15 protein-coding genes and 1 tRNA gene are annotated in these 17,574 nt (G+C 61.9%); 4 read left to right on the forward strand and 12 right to left on the reverse strand.

Features of this window, described 5'->3' with window-relative positions:
• Both GJW30_RS16365 and rpoZ read right to left on the reverse strand, forming a co-directional pair.
• Entirely contained in the window at nucleotides 1–2,205 is a 2,205-nt protein-coding gene (locus GJW30_RS16365) for a RelA/SpoT family protein (protein ID WP_245408749.1), read from the reverse strand.
• 242 nt (nucleotides 2,206–2,447) lie between these two features.
• On the reverse strand, nucleotides 2,448–2,840 hold the full coding sequence (gene rpoZ / locus GJW30_RS16370; RefSeq protein ID WP_096357210.1) for a DNA-directed RNA polymerase subunit omega: 393 nt from the start codon (nucleotides 2,838–2,840) through the stop codon (nucleotides 2,448–2,450).
• Between the two features lie 257 nt (nucleotides 2,841–3,097).
• Here rpoZ and GJW30_RS16375 point away from each other — a divergent pair, with 257 nt between their 5' ends.
• Nucleotides 3,098–3,742, forward strand: a complete 645-nt coding sequence (locus GJW30_RS16375) for a LabA-like NYN domain-containing protein (protein WP_096357212.1) — start codon at nucleotides 3,098–3,100, stop codon at nucleotides 3,740–3,742.
• A 6-nt stretch (nucleotides 3,743–3,748) separates the two neighbouring features.
• Entirely contained in the window at nucleotides 3,749–4,393 is a 645-nt protein-coding gene (locus tag GJW30_RS16380; protein ID WP_096357214.1) for a uracil-DNA glycosylase, read from the forward strand.
• Here the strand turns inward: GJW30_RS16380 and GJW30_RS16385 are convergent.
• The 5 genes from GJW30_RS16385 to dapA form a co-directional block, all read right to left on the reverse strand.
• Nucleotides 4,381–4,944: a peroxiredoxin gene (locus GJW30_RS16385; protein WP_096357216.1), complete on the reverse strand. Its 564-nt coding sequence runs from the start codon at nucleotides 4,942–4,944 to the stop codon at nucleotides 4,381–4,383. The two genes, GJW30_RS16380 and GJW30_RS16385, sit on opposite strands and share 13 nt — an antisense overlap.
• Before the next feature lie 16 nt (nucleotides 4,945–4,960).
• On the reverse strand, nucleotides 4,961–5,347 hold the full coding sequence (locus tag GJW30_RS16390; RefSeq protein WP_096357218.1) for a VOC family protein: 387 nt from the start codon (nucleotides 5,345–5,347) through the stop codon (nucleotides 4,961–4,963).
• Between the two features lie 462 nt (nucleotides 5,348–5,809).
• Nucleotides 5,810–6,604: a DUF4394 domain-containing protein gene (locus tag GJW30_RS16395; RefSeq protein ID WP_096357220.1), complete on the reverse strand. Its 795-nt coding sequence runs from the start codon at nucleotides 6,602–6,604 to the stop codon at nucleotides 5,810–5,812.
• A 126-nt stretch (nucleotides 6,605–6,730) separates the two neighbouring features.
• Entirely contained in the window at nucleotides 6,731–7,204 is a 474-nt protein-coding gene (gene smpB, locus GJW30_RS16400) for an SsrA-binding protein SmpB (RefSeq protein WP_096357222.1), read from the reverse strand.
• A 75-nt stretch (nucleotides 7,205–7,279) separates the two neighbouring features.
• A complete protein-coding gene (gene dapA, locus GJW30_RS16405) occupies nucleotides 7,280–8,167 on the reverse strand; it encodes a 4-hydroxy-tetrahydrodipicolinate synthase (protein WP_096357224.1) in 888 nt (295 codons plus the stop codon).
• A gap of 254 nt (nucleotides 8,168–8,421) precedes the next feature.
• Here dapA and GJW30_RS16410 point away from each other — a divergent pair, with 254 nt between their 5' ends.
• Both GJW30_RS16410 and GJW30_RS16415 read left to right on the forward strand, forming a co-directional pair.
• Nucleotides 8,422–10,890 carry a lytic transglycosylase domain-containing protein gene (locus GJW30_RS16410; protein ID WP_096357226.1) on the forward strand — a complete coding sequence of 823 codons (2,469 nt, stop codon included), beginning with the start codon at nucleotides 8,422–8,424 and terminating at the stop codon, nucleotides 10,888–10,890.
• 136 nt (nucleotides 10,891–11,026) lie between these two features.
• Nucleotides 11,027–11,890, forward strand: coding sequence for an alpha/beta fold hydrolase (locus GJW30_RS16415; RefSeq protein ID WP_096357228.1), 864 nt, complete (start codon nucleotides 11,027–11,029; stop codon nucleotides 11,888–11,890).
• Between the two features lie 142 nt (nucleotides 11,891–12,032).
• On the opposite strand, the gene GJW30_RS16420 is transcribed toward GJW30_RS16415, so the two are convergent.
• The 5 genes from GJW30_RS16420 to GJW30_RS16440 all read right to left on the reverse strand — a co-directional run bounded on the left by GJW30_RS16420 (nucleotide 12,033) and on the right by GJW30_RS16440 (nucleotide 17,507).
• A complete protein-coding gene (locus tag GJW30_RS16420; RefSeq protein WP_157746770.1) occupies nucleotides 12,033–12,938 on the reverse strand; it encodes a porin in 906 nt (301 codons plus the stop codon).
• 102 nt (nucleotides 12,939–13,040) lie between these two features.
• Nucleotides 13,041–13,997, reverse strand: coding sequence for a glycosyltransferase family 2 protein (locus tag GJW30_RS16425; protein ID WP_096357232.1), 957 nt, complete (start codon nucleotides 13,995–13,997; stop codon nucleotides 13,041–13,043).
• Nucleotides 13,998–14,308: 311 nt separating this feature from the next.
• Nucleotides 14,309–14,402 (reverse strand) — tRNA-Ser (locus GJW30_RS16430).
• A gap of 62 nt (nucleotides 14,403–14,464) precedes the next feature.
• The gene (locus tag GJW30_RS16435) at nucleotides 14,465–15,760 is read right to left on the reverse strand and encodes an HlyD family type I secretion periplasmic adaptor subunit (RefSeq protein WP_096357234.1); all 1,296 of its coding nucleotides are present in this window, start codon (nucleotides 15,758–15,760) and stop codon (nucleotides 14,465–14,467) included.
• A complete protein-coding gene (locus tag GJW30_RS16440; RefSeq protein ID WP_157746771.1) occupies nucleotides 15,753–17,507 on the reverse strand; it encodes a type I secretion system permease/ATPase in 1,755 nt (584 codons plus the stop codon). Before GJW30_RS16440 ends, GJW30_RS16435 begins: the two co-directional genes overlap by 8 nt.
• Between the last annotated feature and the right edge of the window lie 67 nt (nucleotides 17,508–17,574).

The raw sequence follows: 17,574 nt of genomic DNA on the forward strand, positions 1-17,574 counted from the left end.
CTACCCGAGAAGTCGTTCGGCACTAGACACCACGGACTTTGCCCGCAGCTGCGCCAGAATGCCGTTGAGATGCGTCAAGTCATAGACCGCGAGGTCGATGACCATGTCGGTGAAGTCTGCCGCGTGGCGTCGCATCTGCACATTGTCGATGTTTCCATCGTGCTCCGCAATCACCTGCGCGATCTGCGCCAGTGATCCCGGTTCGTTCAGCGATTGCACATTGATGCGCGCCGGAAACCGCTGCGGATTGCCTTCCGGCTCGTCCCACTGCACGTCGAGCCAACGCTCCGGCGTATCCTCGAACTGCTGCAGCGCCGGCGACTCGATCGGATAGATCGTAATGCCCTCGCCCGGATTGAGAATGCCGACGATGCGATCGCCCGGCACCGCTCCGCCCTCGGGTGCAAAGCGCACCGGCAGATCGTTGTTCATCCCGCGGATCGGGATAGCCGGACCGTCGTCCGAATAACTCGGCACTTTGAACAACAGCGAGCGCGCGCGTGCGAGGCCGAACCATCCGCTCTCTTTCCGCTTCGGCACCGTGCGGCGGATCGCGCTCTCTTCCTTGTAGTCCGGATACATCGCGCGCGCGACGTCGGAGGCTTTCATCTCGCCGCGCCCGACCGCCGCCATCACTTCGTCGATCGACGTGCGCGCAAGCCGCGAGAGCGCGCCGTGCAGTTTGTCGTCGGAGTATTCTTTCTTCGCGCGCATGAACAGACGCTCGACGATGCGCCGGCCAAGCCCCGCATATTGGTCGCGCACCGCAACGCGCGTCGCACGGCGGATCGCGGCGCGGGCCTTACCGGTGATGACCAGCGACTCCCATGCGGCCGGCGGCGCTTTCTGCGCTTTCGACGTGATGATCTCGACCTCGTCGCCATTCTGCAATTCGGACACGAGCGGGCTGATCTTGCCGTTGATCTTGCAGCCGAGCGTCGAGTTGCCGACGTCGGTGTGCACCGCATACGCAAAATCGATCGGCGTCGCTTTGCGCGGCAGTGCGATCAGCTTGCCCTTCGGCGTGAAGCAGAAGACCTGATCCTGAAACAGCTCGAGCTTCGTGTGCTCCAGAAACTCTTCCGGGTTCGAACCCTCGGCGAGAAGCTCGATCGTCCGCCGCAGCCACGCATAAGCGCTCGACTCGCGCGAGAGCATGTCCGATGGCGAGCCCTGCCCGTCCTTGTAGAGCGCATGCGCCGCGATGCCGTATTCGGCAACCTGATCCATCTCGTCGGTGCGGATCTGCAGTTCGACGCGCTGATTGCCCGGTCCGATCACTGTCGTATGCAGCGAACGATAATCATTCTGTTTCGGCGTCGAGATGTAGTCCTTGAAACGCGTCGGCACCATCGGCCATGTCGTGTGCACGATGCCGAGCGCGCCGTAACAATCCTCCACGCGCGGAACGATGACGCGAAACCCGAAGATGTCCGACAACTGCTCGAAGCCGATCGATTTGCGCTCCATCTTGCGCCAGATCGAATACGGCCGCTTCTGCCGCCCGAGAACTTCCGCCGTGATCTCATGATCGTGCAGCCGGCTTTTGAGCTGGTCTTCGATCTGCGCGATCAGCCGCTCGTTGCGCGCCGCTAGATCGCGCAGGCGCGTGATCGTGACGTCGTAGGCGTTCGGATTGATCTCACGAAATGCGAGGTCTTCAAGCTCTTCGCGCATCTCATGCATACCCATGCGGCCGGCAAGCGGCGCATAGATGTCGACCGTCTCCTGCGCGATGCGATGCCGCGCGCTTGGCGACATAAACTCGAGCGTGCGCATGTTGTGCAAACGGTCCGCGAGCTTGACGAGCAACACGCGCACGTCCGACGCGATTGCAAGCAGCAGCTTTCGCAAGTTCTCGGCTTGCGCGGCTTGCTTGGAAACGAGGTCGAGCTTCTTGAGCTTCGTGAGCCCCTCGACGAGCTGCCCGATCTCCGGTCCAAAGAACTTGTCGATCGCGGCGCGCGTCGTTTCCGTATCTTCGATCGTGTCGTGCAGCAGCGCGGCGACGATCGTGGCATCGTCGAGTTTGAGGTCGGTAAGAATTGCAGCGACTTCGAGCGGATGCGTGAAATACGGATCGCCGGATTTGCGCGTCTGATCGCCATGCGCGCGCATCGCGTAGACGTAGGCGCGGTCGAGCAGCGCCTCATCGGTGTCCGGATTGTAGCGGCGGACGCGATCGACAAGCTCGTACTGCCGCATCAGCCGCGGCGGCTTGCGCACCTTCGGCTTAGCCTCTTCATCCACCAGCAGAGATGGAGGCCCTTCGTCACCGATCGTTGTGATATCCGCCAACGCCATTCGCAATCATGTCTAACTGCATGCTTCGCCTACAGTATAGGGCAAGCGCTCTGGCCAGAACTATGGTTTCCACAACATGGTTGGTAAAATGAAACGGCCCGCCAGTGGCGGGCCGTAAAATCTCTCGCGAGAGGCGAAAAAGCCTACTCTTCGTCGTCCGGCGTGTCTTCCGGCGGCGTCAGGCCTTCGAGACCCTTCAGCAGCTCTTCTTCGGTCATGCGCTCGAGCACGACTTCGGTGTCGTCGGCGTCGATCTTCTGACCCGGCGAACCGATGAGCGGCACCGTCTCGGCTTCCGGCTCGTCGACTTCGACGTATTTCTGCAGCGAGTGCACGAGATCCTCTTTCAGATCCTCGGGCGAAACGGTCTCTTCCGCGATCTCGCGGAGCGCAACGACCGGATTCTTGTCGTTGTCACGATCGACCGTGATCGGGGCTCCGGCGGACACCATGCGGGCGCGGTGGCTGGCGAGAAGCACCAGCTCGAAACGGTTCTCTACTTTGTCGATGCAGTCTTCGACAGTGACGCGGGCCATGTCCGATCACTCCTTGTGCATGGATTGTGGGCTGTTGTTGCGTTGCAGCTAGCGGCATTGAGCCGAAAGTTCAAGCATAAACTGCGGAAGTGCCAGTGAAATCCTCTGGCGAGTGCTCAACCGTTCTGATAGGAACCATTGTGCTTTCTCGTTGAAGCAGCATACGGGTGCATTGCATTGAATTGCCGGGGCAATTGCGCCGAAGAAAAATAAGAAACGGCCTCCACAACAAGAGCAAGAATTAAGAGAGATTTGAAATGGCTAGCAACTTAGAGAAGACCGCGCTTTTTATTGACGGTGCCAACCTCTACGCCACCGCCCGCGCTCTAGGCTTCGAAATCGACTACAAGCGCCTCCTGAAAGAGTTTCAGGCCGACTATAATCTCCTTCGTGCACAGTATTATACTACCGTGTCGGAAGATCAGGAATATTCCTCGATCCGCCCGCTGATCGATTGGCTCGATTACAACGGTTTCACGGTCGTCACCAAGGCGACGCGCGAATATGCCGACGCCAACGGCCGCCGCAAGACCAAGGCGAACATCGATATCGAATTGACGGTCGACGCGATGGAGATCGCTCCGCACATCGACCACATGATTCTCTTCTCGGGTGACGGCGACTTCCGCCGCCTGATCGCGGCCGTACAGCGTCATGGCGTCCGCGTGACCGCGATCTCGACCATCTCGACCCAGCCTCCGATGATCGCCGATGAACTCCGCCGCCAGGTCGACAAGTTCATCGATCTCGCCGACCTGCAGAGCAAGATCGGCCGTGACCTGTCGGATCGCCCGCATCGCGAGCCGCGCGAGGGAGCACGTGATCCGCGCCAGCACACGCCGCAATTCTTGCAGCGCTCGCCGCAGCGGGCTATGGCGGACGACGAAATCGACAACGACTGAGTTTGAATGCAAGACGCAGCGGGACCCGGCCCGGACTGCTCCCGCTGTCCTCGCCTCAAAGACTTTCGCGATCACTGGCGCGAGCGTGAGCCGTCCTGGTTCAACTCGCCCGTGCCGGCCTTCGGGCCGAAGTCGGCCCGACTCGCCGTCATCGGCCTCGCGCCGGGTTTGCGCGGCGCCAATCGCACAGGTCGGCCCTTCACGGGCGACTACGCAGGCGAACTCCTCTACTCGACCCTGATCAAATACGGCTTCGCGCGCGGCAAGTTCGAAGCGCGCCCGGATGATTCTCTCGAACTTCTCGATTGCCGCATCGTCAACGCGGTGCGTTGCGTGCCGCCCGGTAACAAGCCGACGCCGCTCGAGATCAAGACCTGCCGCGATTTCCTAACACCCGAAATCGAAATCATGCCGAACCTCAAGGCGATCGTGACACTCGGCAAAATCGCGCACGACAGCGTGGTCGCTGCGCTCGCCGCGAAACCGTCACGGGTGAAATTCGGCCACGCGGCTGAGCACGACATCGACGGCATCGCGATGTTCGACAGCTATCACTGCTCGCGCCTCAACACGAACACCGGCACGTTGACGACGCCAATGTTTCACGACGTCTTCGCGGCCGTCCGCAAGCGGCTCGGTCAGCTCAAGTAGTCGACGACGTCCTCGGCGCTCTTGTCCGGCGGGAACACGGGGTAAAACACCTTCTCGATCACACCGTCGCGTACAATCAGCGTGATGCGCTTGATGAGCGTCATGCCGTCGACCGTGAAGGTCGGCAGATTGAGTTCCGTCGCGAGCCTCAGATCCGCATCGGAGAGCAGCGCGAACGGCAGATGCAGCCGCGTCGCGGCTTCCTGCTGATACGCGGTGTCCTGCGTGGACAGCCCGTAGAGATGCGTCACACCGCGCTCGCGCAGCGCCGCGAAATGGTCGCGGAAGGAGCACGACTGCGGTGTGCAGCCACGCGCACCCGGGATCGCATCCCAGCCCGTCGGCAACGCGACGCCGGGCACACCGGTGCGCGGATAGACGTAAACGATCGTCATTCCCTTCAACGCCGACAAATCGATCTGGCTGCCATCGGTCGCGAGCAGTGACACGGACGGCATCCGCATGCCCGTGAGATGCGCGGCTGCGCCGTCGTCGATCGGCGACGGAAGGTCTTCCGGAAGCACGAGCGGGTTATGCGGCGCCTGTGTCATGCGCTCTCTCCTTGGGTCATTTGACGTAAGAGATGAATTCCATCAGCGAGCCGTCGGGATCGCGGAAATAAACGCTCGTCCCGTGGTCGCCGCGCCCGAAGCGCTGCATCGGCCCACGCTCGATCGCGACCTTGTGCTTCTCGAGATGTGCGATGGCGTCCGCGATCGGCCCGCGCCATTCGAAGCAGAGGTCGCTATTGCCGGGCTGCACCGGCAATCGCGCCACTTCTGCCGGCTTCAGGCCCGGGCCATGCAAGTTGAGCTGAACATCCCCGAGCCGATAAACGAAACCGACCGTCTCGCGCGCCACGACCTCCATCCCGATCACGTCGCGATAGAACGCGTTGGAGCGCTCCCATTCGGAAACATGGATGACGCAGTGGTCGAACCGGGTCGGCAACATGGGAATGCGCTCGCGTTGAAGTTCGTCGATACCGCATCCCTGAGCATGAAAAAAGCCCCGCGGTTGCCCGCGAGGCTTACGCATATGACGGTCGGCGGACCGTCGCGTGAGGGAGTCTGGTCCGCCTCACGGGGAAGCGGACCAGACAAGGGCTGGACTCGTGGGGACGAATACTCCAGCCCCATATCGAAGCACCGGCGTGGGCACCCCTAGTTTTGGGGAGCTACGTACGCGGCAGAAAGCGGTTTCACCGGGCGCGAACTTTTTTACGCGCCCGGTGTCTCGGCACTCTGGAACAACTCATTGTCATTCCGGGGCGCACAGTTTGCGCAGCAAACGAAGCGAGCCCGGAATCCATAATCACAGTGCCTGCGATTGAACGTTCGAGGCTATGGATCCCGGACAGCCGCCTGGCTCGCTGCGCGAGCGGCAGCTTCCGGGATGACGCTCCGAGATGTCGCGTCAGTTCATCCAGGCGATGTCGGTGAGGTTGCCCGACAGGCCCTCGATTTTACCGACAGCCGTCGCCTTACCGGTCTTAAGATCGACCGAGTGGAGTGCGCCTCCGGCAACCAGCCAAGCGTCGTTCTTGTCGCCGGCGCTTGCTCCAATTTCGAACGCAACCGGACCCGTAACAGTGACGCCGAGCGAGCCGATCGTGTTCAAGACGCCGTCATTCGGCGGAGCCTGCGAGACGAGCGAGCCGGTCGTCGCGTCGATGTTGTAAAGCGCCGTTGCGGTCGGCTTTGCGCCGCCCTTCAGCGAGTTGGTGTAAGCACCGGCAACGACCTTCGGGGTCTTGCCTGCGTTGGCATCGCCTTCCTTGAACTTGTGCGAGCCATCGACCATCGCCTTGCCGTCATCGACGTTGATGCGGAGGCTGACGCCTTCAGAGCTCATCAGGCGCAGACGGTCGGCGACCGGATTGAAGTCGAACGTCGTCATGACGCCGGCCTTCCAGCTTTCCGACAGCTTGCTCTTCATCGTCGCCTTGCCGGTCTTCGGATCAATCGTGACGATGTTGCCGTCACCCGCGATGCCGTACAGCATGCCATCGGCCGGGCGAACGTCGATACCAAGGATCGGGCCAGCGCCCGAGATTTCGACCTTGGACGTCACCTTCTTGGCAGCCGGATCGATCATCACCAGCGTCTTGCCGTCGACGAGGCCGACGACCTGCGCATGCGCGCCACCTGCAGCGAAAAGAGCAACAGCGAGCGTTCCGGCAGCAACGCCGGCTTTCAAAGTCTTGATCATGTATTGGATCTCCCCGTGATGAGCGGGCGATTTTTCGCCCCTACGAACACGCTGAGAGCTACGCGCCAAACGGCGCGAGGTTGCGCGTCTGCGGTTTTCCGTCGCACACGATTTGTTGCGTGAAACTTATCCGCGGTCGCGGAGTAGCCGTCCTTTTTCGCGGTCCCACGTCCGCTTCTTGTCGGTCTCGCGCTTGTCGTGGAGCTGCTTGCCCTTGGCGACCGCGACCTCGACCTTCGCCCTACCCTTCTCGTTGAAGAACAGCCGCATCGGGATGAGCGTCATGCCCTCGCGATCGACTGCGATCGACAGCTTGCCGATCTCACGCTTGTGCAGCAGCAGCTTCCGAGGCCGCTTCGGCGTGTGATTGAACTGCGCAGCCTGCAGATACTCCGGAATATTCGCGTTGATCAGCCAGAGCTCGCCGTCCTTCGGCGCGACATACGACTCCGCAATCGTCGCCTTGCCGACGCGCAGCGATTTGACCTCGGTGCCCGTGAGCACGATGCCGGCTTCGAACTTATCGCCGACCGCGTAATTGAAACGGGCCTTGCGATTGTCCGCGATGATTTTCGTATTTGGATCGGCTTTGCGCGCCATTACTCAAACTCCGGCGCGCAACATGGCGATGATCGCGGCGAAAGCAAGCCGCGATCCGCTGTGCGCAGCGCTTTACTAGTTCAAAAGCCCCGCAAAGGTCATTGCTTTGCGGATCGCTTCCTTTGCGGCCGGCGTGACCGGCGTCATCGGCAAACGGATCTCTTCGTTGCAGCGGCCGAGCAGTGAAAGCCCCGCCTTCGCACCTGTGAGGCCCGGCTCCAGGAACACTGCATCGTGCAGGGGCGTCAGGCGATCCTGGACGACGAGGGCTCCCGCGTAGTCGCCTGCGAGCGACTTCTTCTGCAGCTCGGCACACAATGCCGGCGCAACGTTCGACACGACGGAAATGCAGCCGTGGCCTCCGGCCGCGTTGTAGGCGAGCGCCGTCATGTCCTCGCCGGAGAGCTGGACGAAATCGTTGCCGAGCGCGTGGCGCTGCTGCGAGACGCGCGCGAGGTTCGCGGTCGCATCCTTCACGCCCGCGATGTTCTTCAGCTCGTAAAGGCGCGCCATCGTCGCGACGGACATGTCGATCACCGAGCGCGGCGGAATATTGTAGATGATGATCGGAATCCCGATCGCATCGTTGACCGCCTTGAAGTGCAGATAAAGCCCTTCCTGCGTCGGCTTGTTGTAGTACGGCGTGACAACGAGCACCGCGTTCGCACCGGCCTTCTCGGCGTGCTTGGCGAGGTCCACAGCTTCACGAGTCGAATTCGAGCCTGCGCCGGCGATGACCGGCACGCGGCCTTTCACCTCGGCCAGCGTCCACTCGACGACCTTCTTATGCTCCTCGTGATTGAGCGTCGGGCTTTCGCCCGTCGTGCCGACCGGCACGAGCCCCTGCGTGCCCTGCTCGATCTGCCAATTCACGAGCGCGCGCAGGGTCGCCTCATCGACCGCACCGTCTTTGAACGGCGTGACCATCGCGGTGTAGGAACCCCGGAATGTCGCTGCGGTCATGATGGCACCTCTTGGATTTGGCCTTTTGTTTAGCGTTTTGATTCGGCGGGCAAAAGGCAGAAACCACTGTATCCGCCAGAATTTGACCGCCCGGCAAGCCCGCCAAAGGCCTCTGGTGCGGCCAATTGACCGCCCGCCCCGCTTTCGCCTCTGTTTTAGGGCTCCTGTCGCCGAAATCCTGATTGGGTTAGCGTTTCGTCAACGGCTTGGGCGGAAAACCGAAGGACAGCTCCTTCGGTGGTGCAAGGATAATAATGACCCGCTTCGCACGAACTTGTCTGGCGTCTGCTTCCGCGCTGGCGATTGCCCTTGTGCTCTCGTCGCCGGCCGCGCACAGCCAAACGACCACAAATCAGAAGCCGGCAGCGACGAAGCCGAACCAGAAGCCTGACGGCAAGAAGGCCGACGCGAAGAAGCCCGAGCCCAAGAAGACCGAGCCCGAGAAGACCGAAGCCAAGAAACTCGATCCGAAAAAACCGGACGCGAAGGCCGACGCCAAGAAGCCTGCGAAGCCCGACGCGAAGAAAACAACCGCGACCGCTCCGGTCGCCAAGCCCGCCGCGAAGCCCGCCGCCGCCAAACCGGCCACCAAGCCAGTGGTCGCCGCCACACCGGCCAATCGTCGGCCATCCGCTGCGCCAATGACCGGGTCAATGGCTGCGCCAGTGGCGGCTCCGGCATATCAAGCGGCCGAGCCTGAAGCCACTCCGCAGCAGAGCAATAACTTCTTCGGAAACGCTTTCTCGGCGTCGCCGACCGTGGCTCCGACCGCCACCGCATCGGCTGGGAACATCCCGGACGAAGAGACGCCGCGCCTCTCTTATGCGCCGACCGGAGCCGTGTCCTCGTCCGACATCGACACCGTGAAAGAGGCACTTTCGCTCGCAAAAAGCGGCAGAACCGACGCCGCGACTGAGAAGCGCGATCAAATTCGCGATGCCGCCGGCCAAAAACTCATCGAATGGATGATCCTGCGCGGCGATGACTCGTCGGCGAATTTCGCGCGTTATGCTTCCTTCGCGAAAGCCAACCCGAGCTGGCCGAGCGTGCGCATGATTCAGCGCCGCGCCGAAAGTCAGATGTGGCGCGAGAAGCGCGAGCCAGGCGCCGTCTTCGCATTCTTCTCCGATCAGGAACCCGCCGGCTCGACCGGCAAACTTGCTTACGCGCGCGCCGCGCTCGCGCAAGGCGATCGTGCCAATGCGCAAAAGTATGTGCGCGCGGCCTGGCGTGAAGACGATTTCGGACCCGACACTGAAGCGCAGGCGATGGAGACCTTCGGCGGCATGATCACGGCCGCCGATCAGAAAGCGCGCATGGACGCGCGCCTTTACGCCGAAGATCACGAGACGGCGTTGCGTGCTGCGAAGCGCCTCGGCTCGACCGAGCTCGCCATCGCGCAAGCGCGCATCGCCGTGAACCGCAAGGCCGGAAACGCAGGCGCGCTAATCAGCGCTGCCGGCGGGCGTAGCGACGCCGGCCTGACATTCAGCCGCATCCAGTATCTACGTCGTGCGGATAAGACATCCGAAGCCGCGCAGCTGATGCTATCGGCTCCGCGCGATGCCGATGTCATCCTCAACACCGACGAATGGTGGATCGAGCGCCGCTTACTCGCGCGCAAACTTCTCGACGAAGGCAACGCGCAAGCCGCCTATCGCATCGCGAGCGGTGCGGCACGTCCCGAGAAGAAAACGCTGCAGACCGAGCAATCTTTTACGGCCGGCTGGATCGCGCTGCGCTTCCTGAAAGATGCATCGAGCGCGCAGCGTCACTTTGCCGAGATTTTGAAGTTCGATAAGCACCCGACCTCAATGGCGCGCGCGCACTACTGGCTCGGCCGCACCGCCGAAACCGCAGGCCGCAGCGGCGAAGCGCAGAGCCACTATCAGCAAGCCGCCCAGCATTCGGCCGCATACTACGGTCAGCTAGCGCGCGCTCGCATCGGCCATCGCGAGATGACGGTGCGTCGCCCCAACCGTTCGGGCGGCCGCACGGTGGACCTCGCCCGCGCCCTCGACCTCATCTACCTCACCGGCAACCGCGATCTCGCGATCACCTTCTGCGCCGATCTCGAACGCGTCGGCGACTCCGATGCGCTCGCGGCGCTCGGCGAAGTCGCCATGAAGCACAACGATCCGCGTGCCACGATGATGATCGGCAAGGCCGCGATCGCACGCGGCCTGCCCTTCGATCACTACGCGTTCCCGACCTCCGGCATTCCGAAATACGCATCGATCGGCAATGACGCGGACAAGTCGACAGTCTTCGCCATCGCGCGCCAGGAGAGCGCATTCAATTCGCGCGCGATTTCGAGCGCACGCGCCATGGGCCTCATGCAGGTGATGCCCGGCACCGGCCGCATGGTCGCCAAGAAGCACGGCGTCGCCTTCTCGGAGTCGAAGCTCCTCAACGACGCGGCCTTCAACGCGCAGGTTGGTGCCGCCGAGCTTGGTGCACTCCTGCAGGATTTCGGCGGCAGCCACGTCCTCACCTTCGCGGCCTACAACGCGGGCCGCGGACGCGCGCGCGAATGGATCCAAAAGTACGGTGATCCGCGCGATCCGGATGTCGACGTCGTCGATTGGGTCGAGCGCATTCCGTTCTCCGAGACGCGCAACTACGTCCAGCGTGTGATGGAGAATATGCAGGTGTACAAAGCCCGCTTCGGCGCAACACGCCTTGCCATCGACAGCGATATGCGCGGCAGCCGCACGCAGTAACGCGGCAACGTCTTCCGATTCCAAATCAACGCGTTAGCACTTTCAGCGGACTCTTTCTCTCAAGTCCGCACAGCTCTTCGAGCCGTAGCGCATTGACGTTTCGCGTGCTTAGGTGTCGCCACTCAAGGAGACACGTATGACCGAACCGAAGAGCCATTTCATCGAAGCCGCCGACGGGCTCAAACTTCACGCCGTCGAGTACGGCGTCGACAATGGCGGGCTTCCGGTCGTTTGTCTTCCAGGGCTTGCCCGCACGGTCGGCGACTTTGCCGGCATCGCGCGCGCATTAGCAGCCGACGGCCGGCGCGTCGTCGTGATTGAGTACCGCGGCCGCGGCCTCTCCGGCTACGATTCCAATCTGGCGAACTACAATCCGCTCATCGAAATCCGCGACGCGCTGACGGTGTTCGATACGCTCAGCGTCTCGCGCGCCGTGTTCGTCGGCACCTCGCGCGGCGGCATCCTCACCATGCTGATGGCGCCGACCGAAGGCAGCCGCATCGCGGGTGTCGTGCTCAACGACATCGGCCCCGAGCTGATGATCGAGGGTCTCGTTCGCATCAAGGGATACGTCGGGAAACTCCCGCAGCCGAAATCGATCGACGACGGCGCCGCGATCTTGAAGGAATTGTTCGAGGTACAGTTCCCGAACTACACCGCCGCCGACTGGCTCGGCAGTGCAGAGCTTACGTGGCGTGAAGAGAACGGCACCCTTAAGCTATCCTACGACCCGAACCTCTCCGTGACTGTGAAGGACGTTGAGCCGGACCAGACGCCGCCCACGATGTGGGACCAGTTCGACGCGCTGAAGAGCAAACCGCTCATGCTCGTGCGCGGTGCGCTGACCGACCTCATCTCGTCAGCAACAGCGAAGAAGATGGCGGAGCGTCATCCTGGCATGGAGCTGATCGAGATCGCCGACGAAGGACATCCCGTGCGTCTCGATCGGCCGGAAGTTGCCGAACGTATCAAGGCGTTCGTACGCGCTTGCGACGTCTAATCCTAATCTAACAGAACGTGCGAACTCGATTCTGGATTGCGCATCAGCGCTTTCAGCTGACTTCCGGAATCCACTTCTCAAAAGCAAAACCCCCGGCTCGCGCCGGGGGTTTCGTTTGAAGCACTGCTGCGCAGCGATTCTATCAGGGCCAGAACGAGCGCGTGACGCGCAGCGTGCCCTGCCAGATGCCGACGTCCCTAGCCTGGTAGAGGCCAGTCGAATTGCCGCCAAGGCTGGCCTTGGAGAAATCCCAGCTGCCGGTGTGATTCTGATCGATCTTGGAATAAAGGACTTCGACGCCGATATCGAGGTTCGTCACCGGGGTCCAAATCGTACGCGAACCGATCTGCCAGATAGCAACATCCGGATTGCAGCCAGCTTTCGACGCCTTGGTGCCGCCTGCGACGTATGCGGTGCAGACCGCGTCGGTCGCCGCGCCCGAGTAGTCGAGCTTCAAGTAGCCACCAAACACGGAAGTCCGCAGCGACGGTGTCCAGAAGTGCTGGCCCGCAACAGTGAACTGGTAGCCCTTGACGGTGTTGACCTTGCCATCGATGCCGATCGCGGCATCCGCGAGGAGCGCGGTCGTGAACTTGCCGCTACCGTTAGCCGCGTCGCCACGGATAACCGCAACGCCGTCGGTACCGTAGGGCTTATAAGGTCCGAGGTAGGACGTCGCACCATCAGCATACGTGCCCTGGATCCAGAGTTCGTCGCCCGCCGCGAACGGCAGGTTGAACTTCACACCTCCACCGATTGCAAAGCCAGTTGCGCTGCCGAAGGCTCCGGTTGCGCAAGAACCGTTGCAGCCGCCGGAGACGTCGTGGATTGCGGCATTGATTTGAGCCGAACCCCACGGCTGGTCGAGACGCAGATTGGCAACGATGTCCGGATACTGAGAGGCGCGATAGTAGCCGTAGTAAGGAACGCCACCGGTTTCGACGCCAGCAGCCGCGGAACCGTTTTGGCCGAGCGTTGCACCAGCGAGCGGGCTACCGCCAGCGCCGGCCCAAACAAGCCCCGTGCGACGCCAAACTGTATAAACCAAGGAAGAATGCGCCGGTGAAGCGGCGCCTAAACCTCGGTGCGATCGGCATAATGCCGTCACGACGCGACCTGGCTAGATCACATAAACAAAACTGAAGGAGCATTATTTCAGAATGCTTTCCTCTACAAAAAAACGCGGACGGCGTTTTGTCTCTAAATAGATCTTACCGATGTATTCGCCGATGACACCAAGCGCCAAAAGTTGAACGCCGCCGAGAAAGAACGTCGGCAGCGCGGTCGATGCCCAGCCGGGAACGACACGGTCAGGCAACAAAATTGCGGTCGCGAAAACCCAAGCCGACGCAAATAGCGACACGATGAAAATCAGGATCCCGAGCGCCGATATTGCCCGCAACGGCACGACGGAGAACGAGGTGATCCCATCGAGTGCGAGGCGAAGCATTTTACGCAATGTGTACTTCGTGGTTCCGTGCTCGCGCGCCTTGCGCAGATACGGGATCAAAGTCGTCTTGAACCCGATCTTGGGGATCAGCCCTCTCAGGAACAGATTGGTTTCGTTATGCGCCAGCAGCGCCACGAGCGCGCGCCGCGACATCAACCGGTAGTCGGCGTGGTTCTCGACAGCGGGAACACCCATGAGCGAAAGAAGGCGATAATAACTGTTGGCCGTGGTCCGCTTGAAAGCCGTGTCCGACGCCCTATCGTCTCTAACGCCCAGAACGAGATCGCTGCCGCGCTGATACTCGAGGAGCATGTCCGCAATGGCTTCGATGTCATCTTGAAGGTCGACATCCATGGTGATCACGACATCCGCCGCTGAGCTGCTCAACCCGGCCAACATTGCGTTCTGGTGGCCGCAGTTCCGCGAGAGCTTCACACCGCAGACTTCCGGGTTCGCTTTGGTCAGCCCTACGATGATTTCCCAAGTCCTGTCTTCACTACCATCGTCGACGAGAAGAATGCGGAAGCTTTGAGCTGCGATATTCTCGCGGTTCAACACGGCGCGCATGTAGTCCAGGATTATCGGCAGTGTTTGAGGAAGTGCGTCTTCCTCTTGGTAACAAGGGATGACCAGATCGACCGAGTAGGAGTCTGACATCGGTTACTACCCTTCCTGGTCGGCGATCATCGCCGGCCGATCGCACGGTGTTATGGGATTCGAGGGTTTGTCAGCATACAGGTGTGGCACGCGCAGGCTCGACCATCTCCAAAGAGAACTTCGGAATCAGGCTTAGGCCCACACGATATGGACCGTTCCCGCGGGGAGCGAGAGCGTCACGACATCCATCAACAGGATCGGACTGAGTTAAGGGCGAATGGCATAGGATGAGCTGTCGGCCAACGTCACCGTAACCGAACTGTTGCGTGCGCTCGACCACAGTATGAGCCGTTGCGCTAAGCGGCGTGAAATGGCGGAGACGGAGGGATTCGAACCCTCGATACGGCTTTAAGGCCGTATAACGGTTTAGCAAACCGCCGCCTTCAGCCTCTCGGCCACGTCTCCGGACCGCCACGGCTTAGCCGCCACGGGCCGAAGGGTCAAGAAACTTGAGGGAATTTCGCCTCCTATCGCTCCCTAAAAGCGTGTCGGACCTGGTCGGTCAGCGGTTTGACGATGTAGCTCATCAGCGACCGGCTGTCGGTGCGAATGAACACCTCCAGCGGCATTCCGGGCACCAGCTTGAGCGCTTCGGGGGCCTCGCCGCGGTCGAAGCGCACGCGGACAACGAAATACGGCTCGTCGACGCGATCGTCCTTCACGGCGTCGGCGCTGACCCGAACCACCGTGCCATCGAATTCCGGGGTCGTCCGCCGGTCGACATTGGAAAATCGCAAGCTGGCGGATTGGCCGACCTGAACGCGGTCGATATCCGCCGGCCGGATCCGAGCCTCGACCGTCAGGCGATCGGCCTCCGGCACAATCTGCATCAACTGCTCGCCGCCCGCGACCACACCGCCGACCGTATGCACCGAGAGCTGCAGTACGGTGCCTGACTGGGGCGCGCGGATATCGATGCGCTGGCTCTGGTCGAGCGCGGCTGTGCGCTTCTCAGTCAGTTCCGACATCTTCGCGCGAATGTCGGCGAGTTCCTTGCCGATGTCGCTGCGCATCGTTTGATCGACCTGGATGATCTGCAGCTCCGTCTCGGAAATTTTGCCGCGCGTCTGCGCGAAGGCCGCTTCGAGCCGCCCGGTCTCGCCGCCGAGACGCGCCTTCTCCCGCTCCAAAATCGTGACGCGGGTGATCGGCACGAGCTTCTTCTCCCAAAGTTCGTTCACACCTTCGAGTTCGCGTCCGATGAGTTCGAGTTCTTTGCGCTTGGCCTCGAGCTGCCCTTTGATCCCGTTGGTCTCTTGCTTCAGCTGATCGATCCGTTCACGCAGCTGCGCTTTCTGACCGGAGTTCGTGTCGTTACGCGACCGGAATAGACGTTGCTCTCCCACCAGGATTCCTGCCAACGCCGGATCGGATGCGGCTTCCGTCAGCTCCGGCGGAAATGCGAGTTCGCCCTCGCCCTCCCGCTCGGCTTCTAGCCGGGCTTTACGCGCCGCAAGCTCCCACAAATCTTTCGTCACCGCGTTGAGCGTCGCTTTCGCAACCGTCGGATCAAGCCGCATGACGATATCGCCTTGCGCGACCTTTGTGCCTTCGTTGATGAGGATCTCCGTCACAACGCCGCCCGAGGGATGCTGCACCTTCTTCAGCTCGCTATCGACGACGAGATTGCCCGCCGCGATGATCGCACCGGACGCATCGATGCCGGTCGCCAGCGCGATGCTGCCGCCGACGAGCGCGATGAACGAGAGCGCGAAGATGCGCCCGTGCATGGCCAGCGAATGTTCAGCAGAGACTTTAGCCATCAGCCGCCTCCTTGGTGACGCGGGATCGTTGACGCTGCGCTTTTTGCGGCTTCGGATTTGCCTCAGCCTGCGCGGACGGCGCCGCGGCCGCTGCCGGCTGCGGCATCGGTTGCGCGCCGAGGCTCGCAAGAACTTTGTCGCGTGGGCCGAAAGCCTGCACGTGACCTTCGTTGAGCACCATCAGGTGATCGACCGCAGCAAGCGCGCTAGAGCGATGCGCGATCACGATGACGATGCTGCCGCGCATGCGCAGATTGACAATCGCGCGCGTCAGCGCTTGCTCACCCGCCGCATCGAGGTTCGAGTTCGGCTCGTCGAGCACGACCAGGAACGGCTTGCCGAACAACGCACGCGCAAGTCCGATACGCTGTCGTTGACCACCCGAAAGCGACAAACCGCTGTCGCCGACTTCCGTGTCGTAGCCTTGCGGCAATCGCAGAATGAGCTCGTGCACGTCGGCTTCCGCTGCTGCTTTCTGCAACGCGACGCTGGAGGCGTCTTCGTTGAAGCGCGCGATATTCTGCGCGACTGTGCCGGTCAGCAGTTCGACATCTTGCGGCAAGTATCCGACCGCAGATCCCAGCGCGTCGCGAGACCATTGATCGAACGTCCCGCCATCGAGCCGGATGACCCCGCGCGCCGTCGGCCACGCGCCGACCAACGCGCGCGCCAGCGACGATTTTCCCGACCCGCTCGGCCCGATGATGCCAAGCGCGCTCCCGGCTTTGAGTGAGAAGGTCACGTTGGCGACCAACGGCCGCTCCGAACCCGGCGCCGCGATCGACACGCCCGCAACCGACAGCTCGCGCGACGGCAGCGGCAACGGTGTCGGGCTCGCAGGCTCCGGATAGGCTTCGAGCGATTCATTGAGCCGCTGCCAAGCTTGGCGCGCGGCAACGAAATTGCGCCACTGCGACATCGCTTGCTCCACCGGCGCCAGCGCACGGATGGTCAGGATCGTCGCCGCCAGCATGATGCCCCCGGACGCCTCGCGTTGCAGGACAAGCCAAGCACCGAGAGCCAACACACCCGACTGTAGGATGGTCCGCAGCAGCCGCGTCAACGCTCCGAGATCGCCCGTGACTGTGTAGCCCGTGTCCTGACGGTCGAATTGGTCGTCGCTCTTCACCTGCCATAGCCGGCGCAGGCTGCCGTGCATGCCGAGCGCTTTGGCGACCAATCCATTGCGACGCGTTGCCTCCATGAATTGATTGCGCTTGACGGCACGCTCGACGCCTTCACGAACCGGGCGTCGCGTCGTGCGATCGGCGAGCCACGCCAGCAGCGCGATCAGAATGCCGCCTGCAAGCACGGCGGCGCCGAGCGCCGGATGAAAAGCAAAGCAGAGCGCTGCATAAACCGGCGTCCACGGTAGATCGAAGTATGCCGGCAGGCCATTGCCAACGAAGCTGCGCAGCGTGTCGGTGTCGCGGACTGCCTGCACACCCTCCTGCCCGGGCGCCTGCGTGACAATATCGAAGCTGCGCGGCGCCAAACGATCGGCGAGCAAGCGGCCGAAGCTGATCAGCATCCGTCCGCGCAAGCCGTCGAATAATCCCTGAAACAGAAACAACACGAGCGCAAAGAGGCAGAGGCCGAGCAGCGTTGCGCCGCTGCGGCTCGATAGCACGCGATCGTACACCTGCAGCATGAACCAGGGGCCGGTCAGCATCAGAATATTGATCGCCGCACTCGCCGCCGCCACGACACCGAGGGGCCGCATGAGTGGACGTAACAGTGAGCGCAACGGGCTATCCGCTACGCTTGTCCGGTTCCTCAAGAATTGCATGGATACGCCTCGACCACTCGCCGCC

It is taken from the genome of Variibacter gotjawalensis (assembly GCF_002355335.1).
GTDB lineage: Bacteria > Pseudomonadota > Alphaproteobacteria > Rhizobiales > Xanthobacteraceae > Variibacter > Variibacter gotjawalensis.

What these genes read in the sequence shown, in the direction of transcription:
- GJW30_RS16365 (WP_245408749.1), bottom strand. Translation starts at nt 2,205, where the DNA reads ATGCGGCAGTACGAGCTTGTCGATCGCGTCCGCCGCTACAATCCGGAC.
- rpoZ (WP_096357210.1), bottom strand. Translation starts at nt 2,840, where the DNA reads ATGGCCCGCGTCACTGTCGAAGACTGCATCGACAAAGTAGAGAACCGT.
- GJW30_RS16375 (WP_096357212.1), top strand. Translation starts at nt 3,098, where the DNA reads ATGGCTAGCAACTTAGAGAAGACCGCGCTTTTTATTGACGGTGCCAAC.
- GJW30_RS16380 (WP_096357214.1), top strand. Translation starts at nt 3,749, where the DNA reads ATGCAAGACGCAGCGGGACCCGGCCCGGACTGCTCCCGCTGTCCTCGC.
- GJW30_RS16385 (WP_096357216.1), bottom strand. Translation starts at nt 4,944, where the DNA reads ATGACACAGGCGCCGCATAACCCGCTCGTGCTTCCGGAAGACCTTCCG.
- GJW30_RS16390 (WP_096357218.1), bottom strand. Translation starts at nt 5,347, where the DNA reads ATGTTGCCGACCCGGTTCGACCACTGCGTCATCCATGTTTCCGAATGG.
- GJW30_RS16395 (WP_096357220.1), bottom strand. Translation starts at nt 6,604, where the DNA reads ATGATCAAGACTTTGAAAGCCGGCGTTGCTGCCGGAACGCTCGCTGTT.
- smpB (WP_096357222.1), bottom strand. Translation starts at nt 7,204, where the DNA reads ATGGCGCGCAAAGCCGATCCAAATACGAAAATCATCGCGGACAATCGC.
- dapA (WP_096357224.1), bottom strand. Translation starts at nt 8,167, where the DNA reads ATGACCGCAGCGACATTCCGGGGTTCCTACACCGCGATGGTCACGCCG.
- GJW30_RS16410 (WP_096357226.1), top strand. Translation starts at nt 8,422, where the DNA reads ATGACCCGCTTCGCACGAACTTGTCTGGCGTCTGCTTCCGCGCTGGCG.
- GJW30_RS16415 (WP_096357228.1), top strand. Translation starts at nt 11,027, where the DNA reads ATGACCGAACCGAAGAGCCATTTCATCGAAGCCGCCGACGGGCTCAAA.
- GJW30_RS16425 (WP_096357232.1), bottom strand. Translation starts at nt 13,997, where the DNA reads ATGTCAGACTCCTACTCGGTCGATCTGGTCATCCCTTGTTACCAAGAG.
- GJW30_RS16435 (WP_096357234.1), bottom strand. Translation starts at nt 15,760, where the DNA reads ATGGCTAAAGTCTCTGCTGAACATTCGCTGGCCATGCACGGGCGCATC.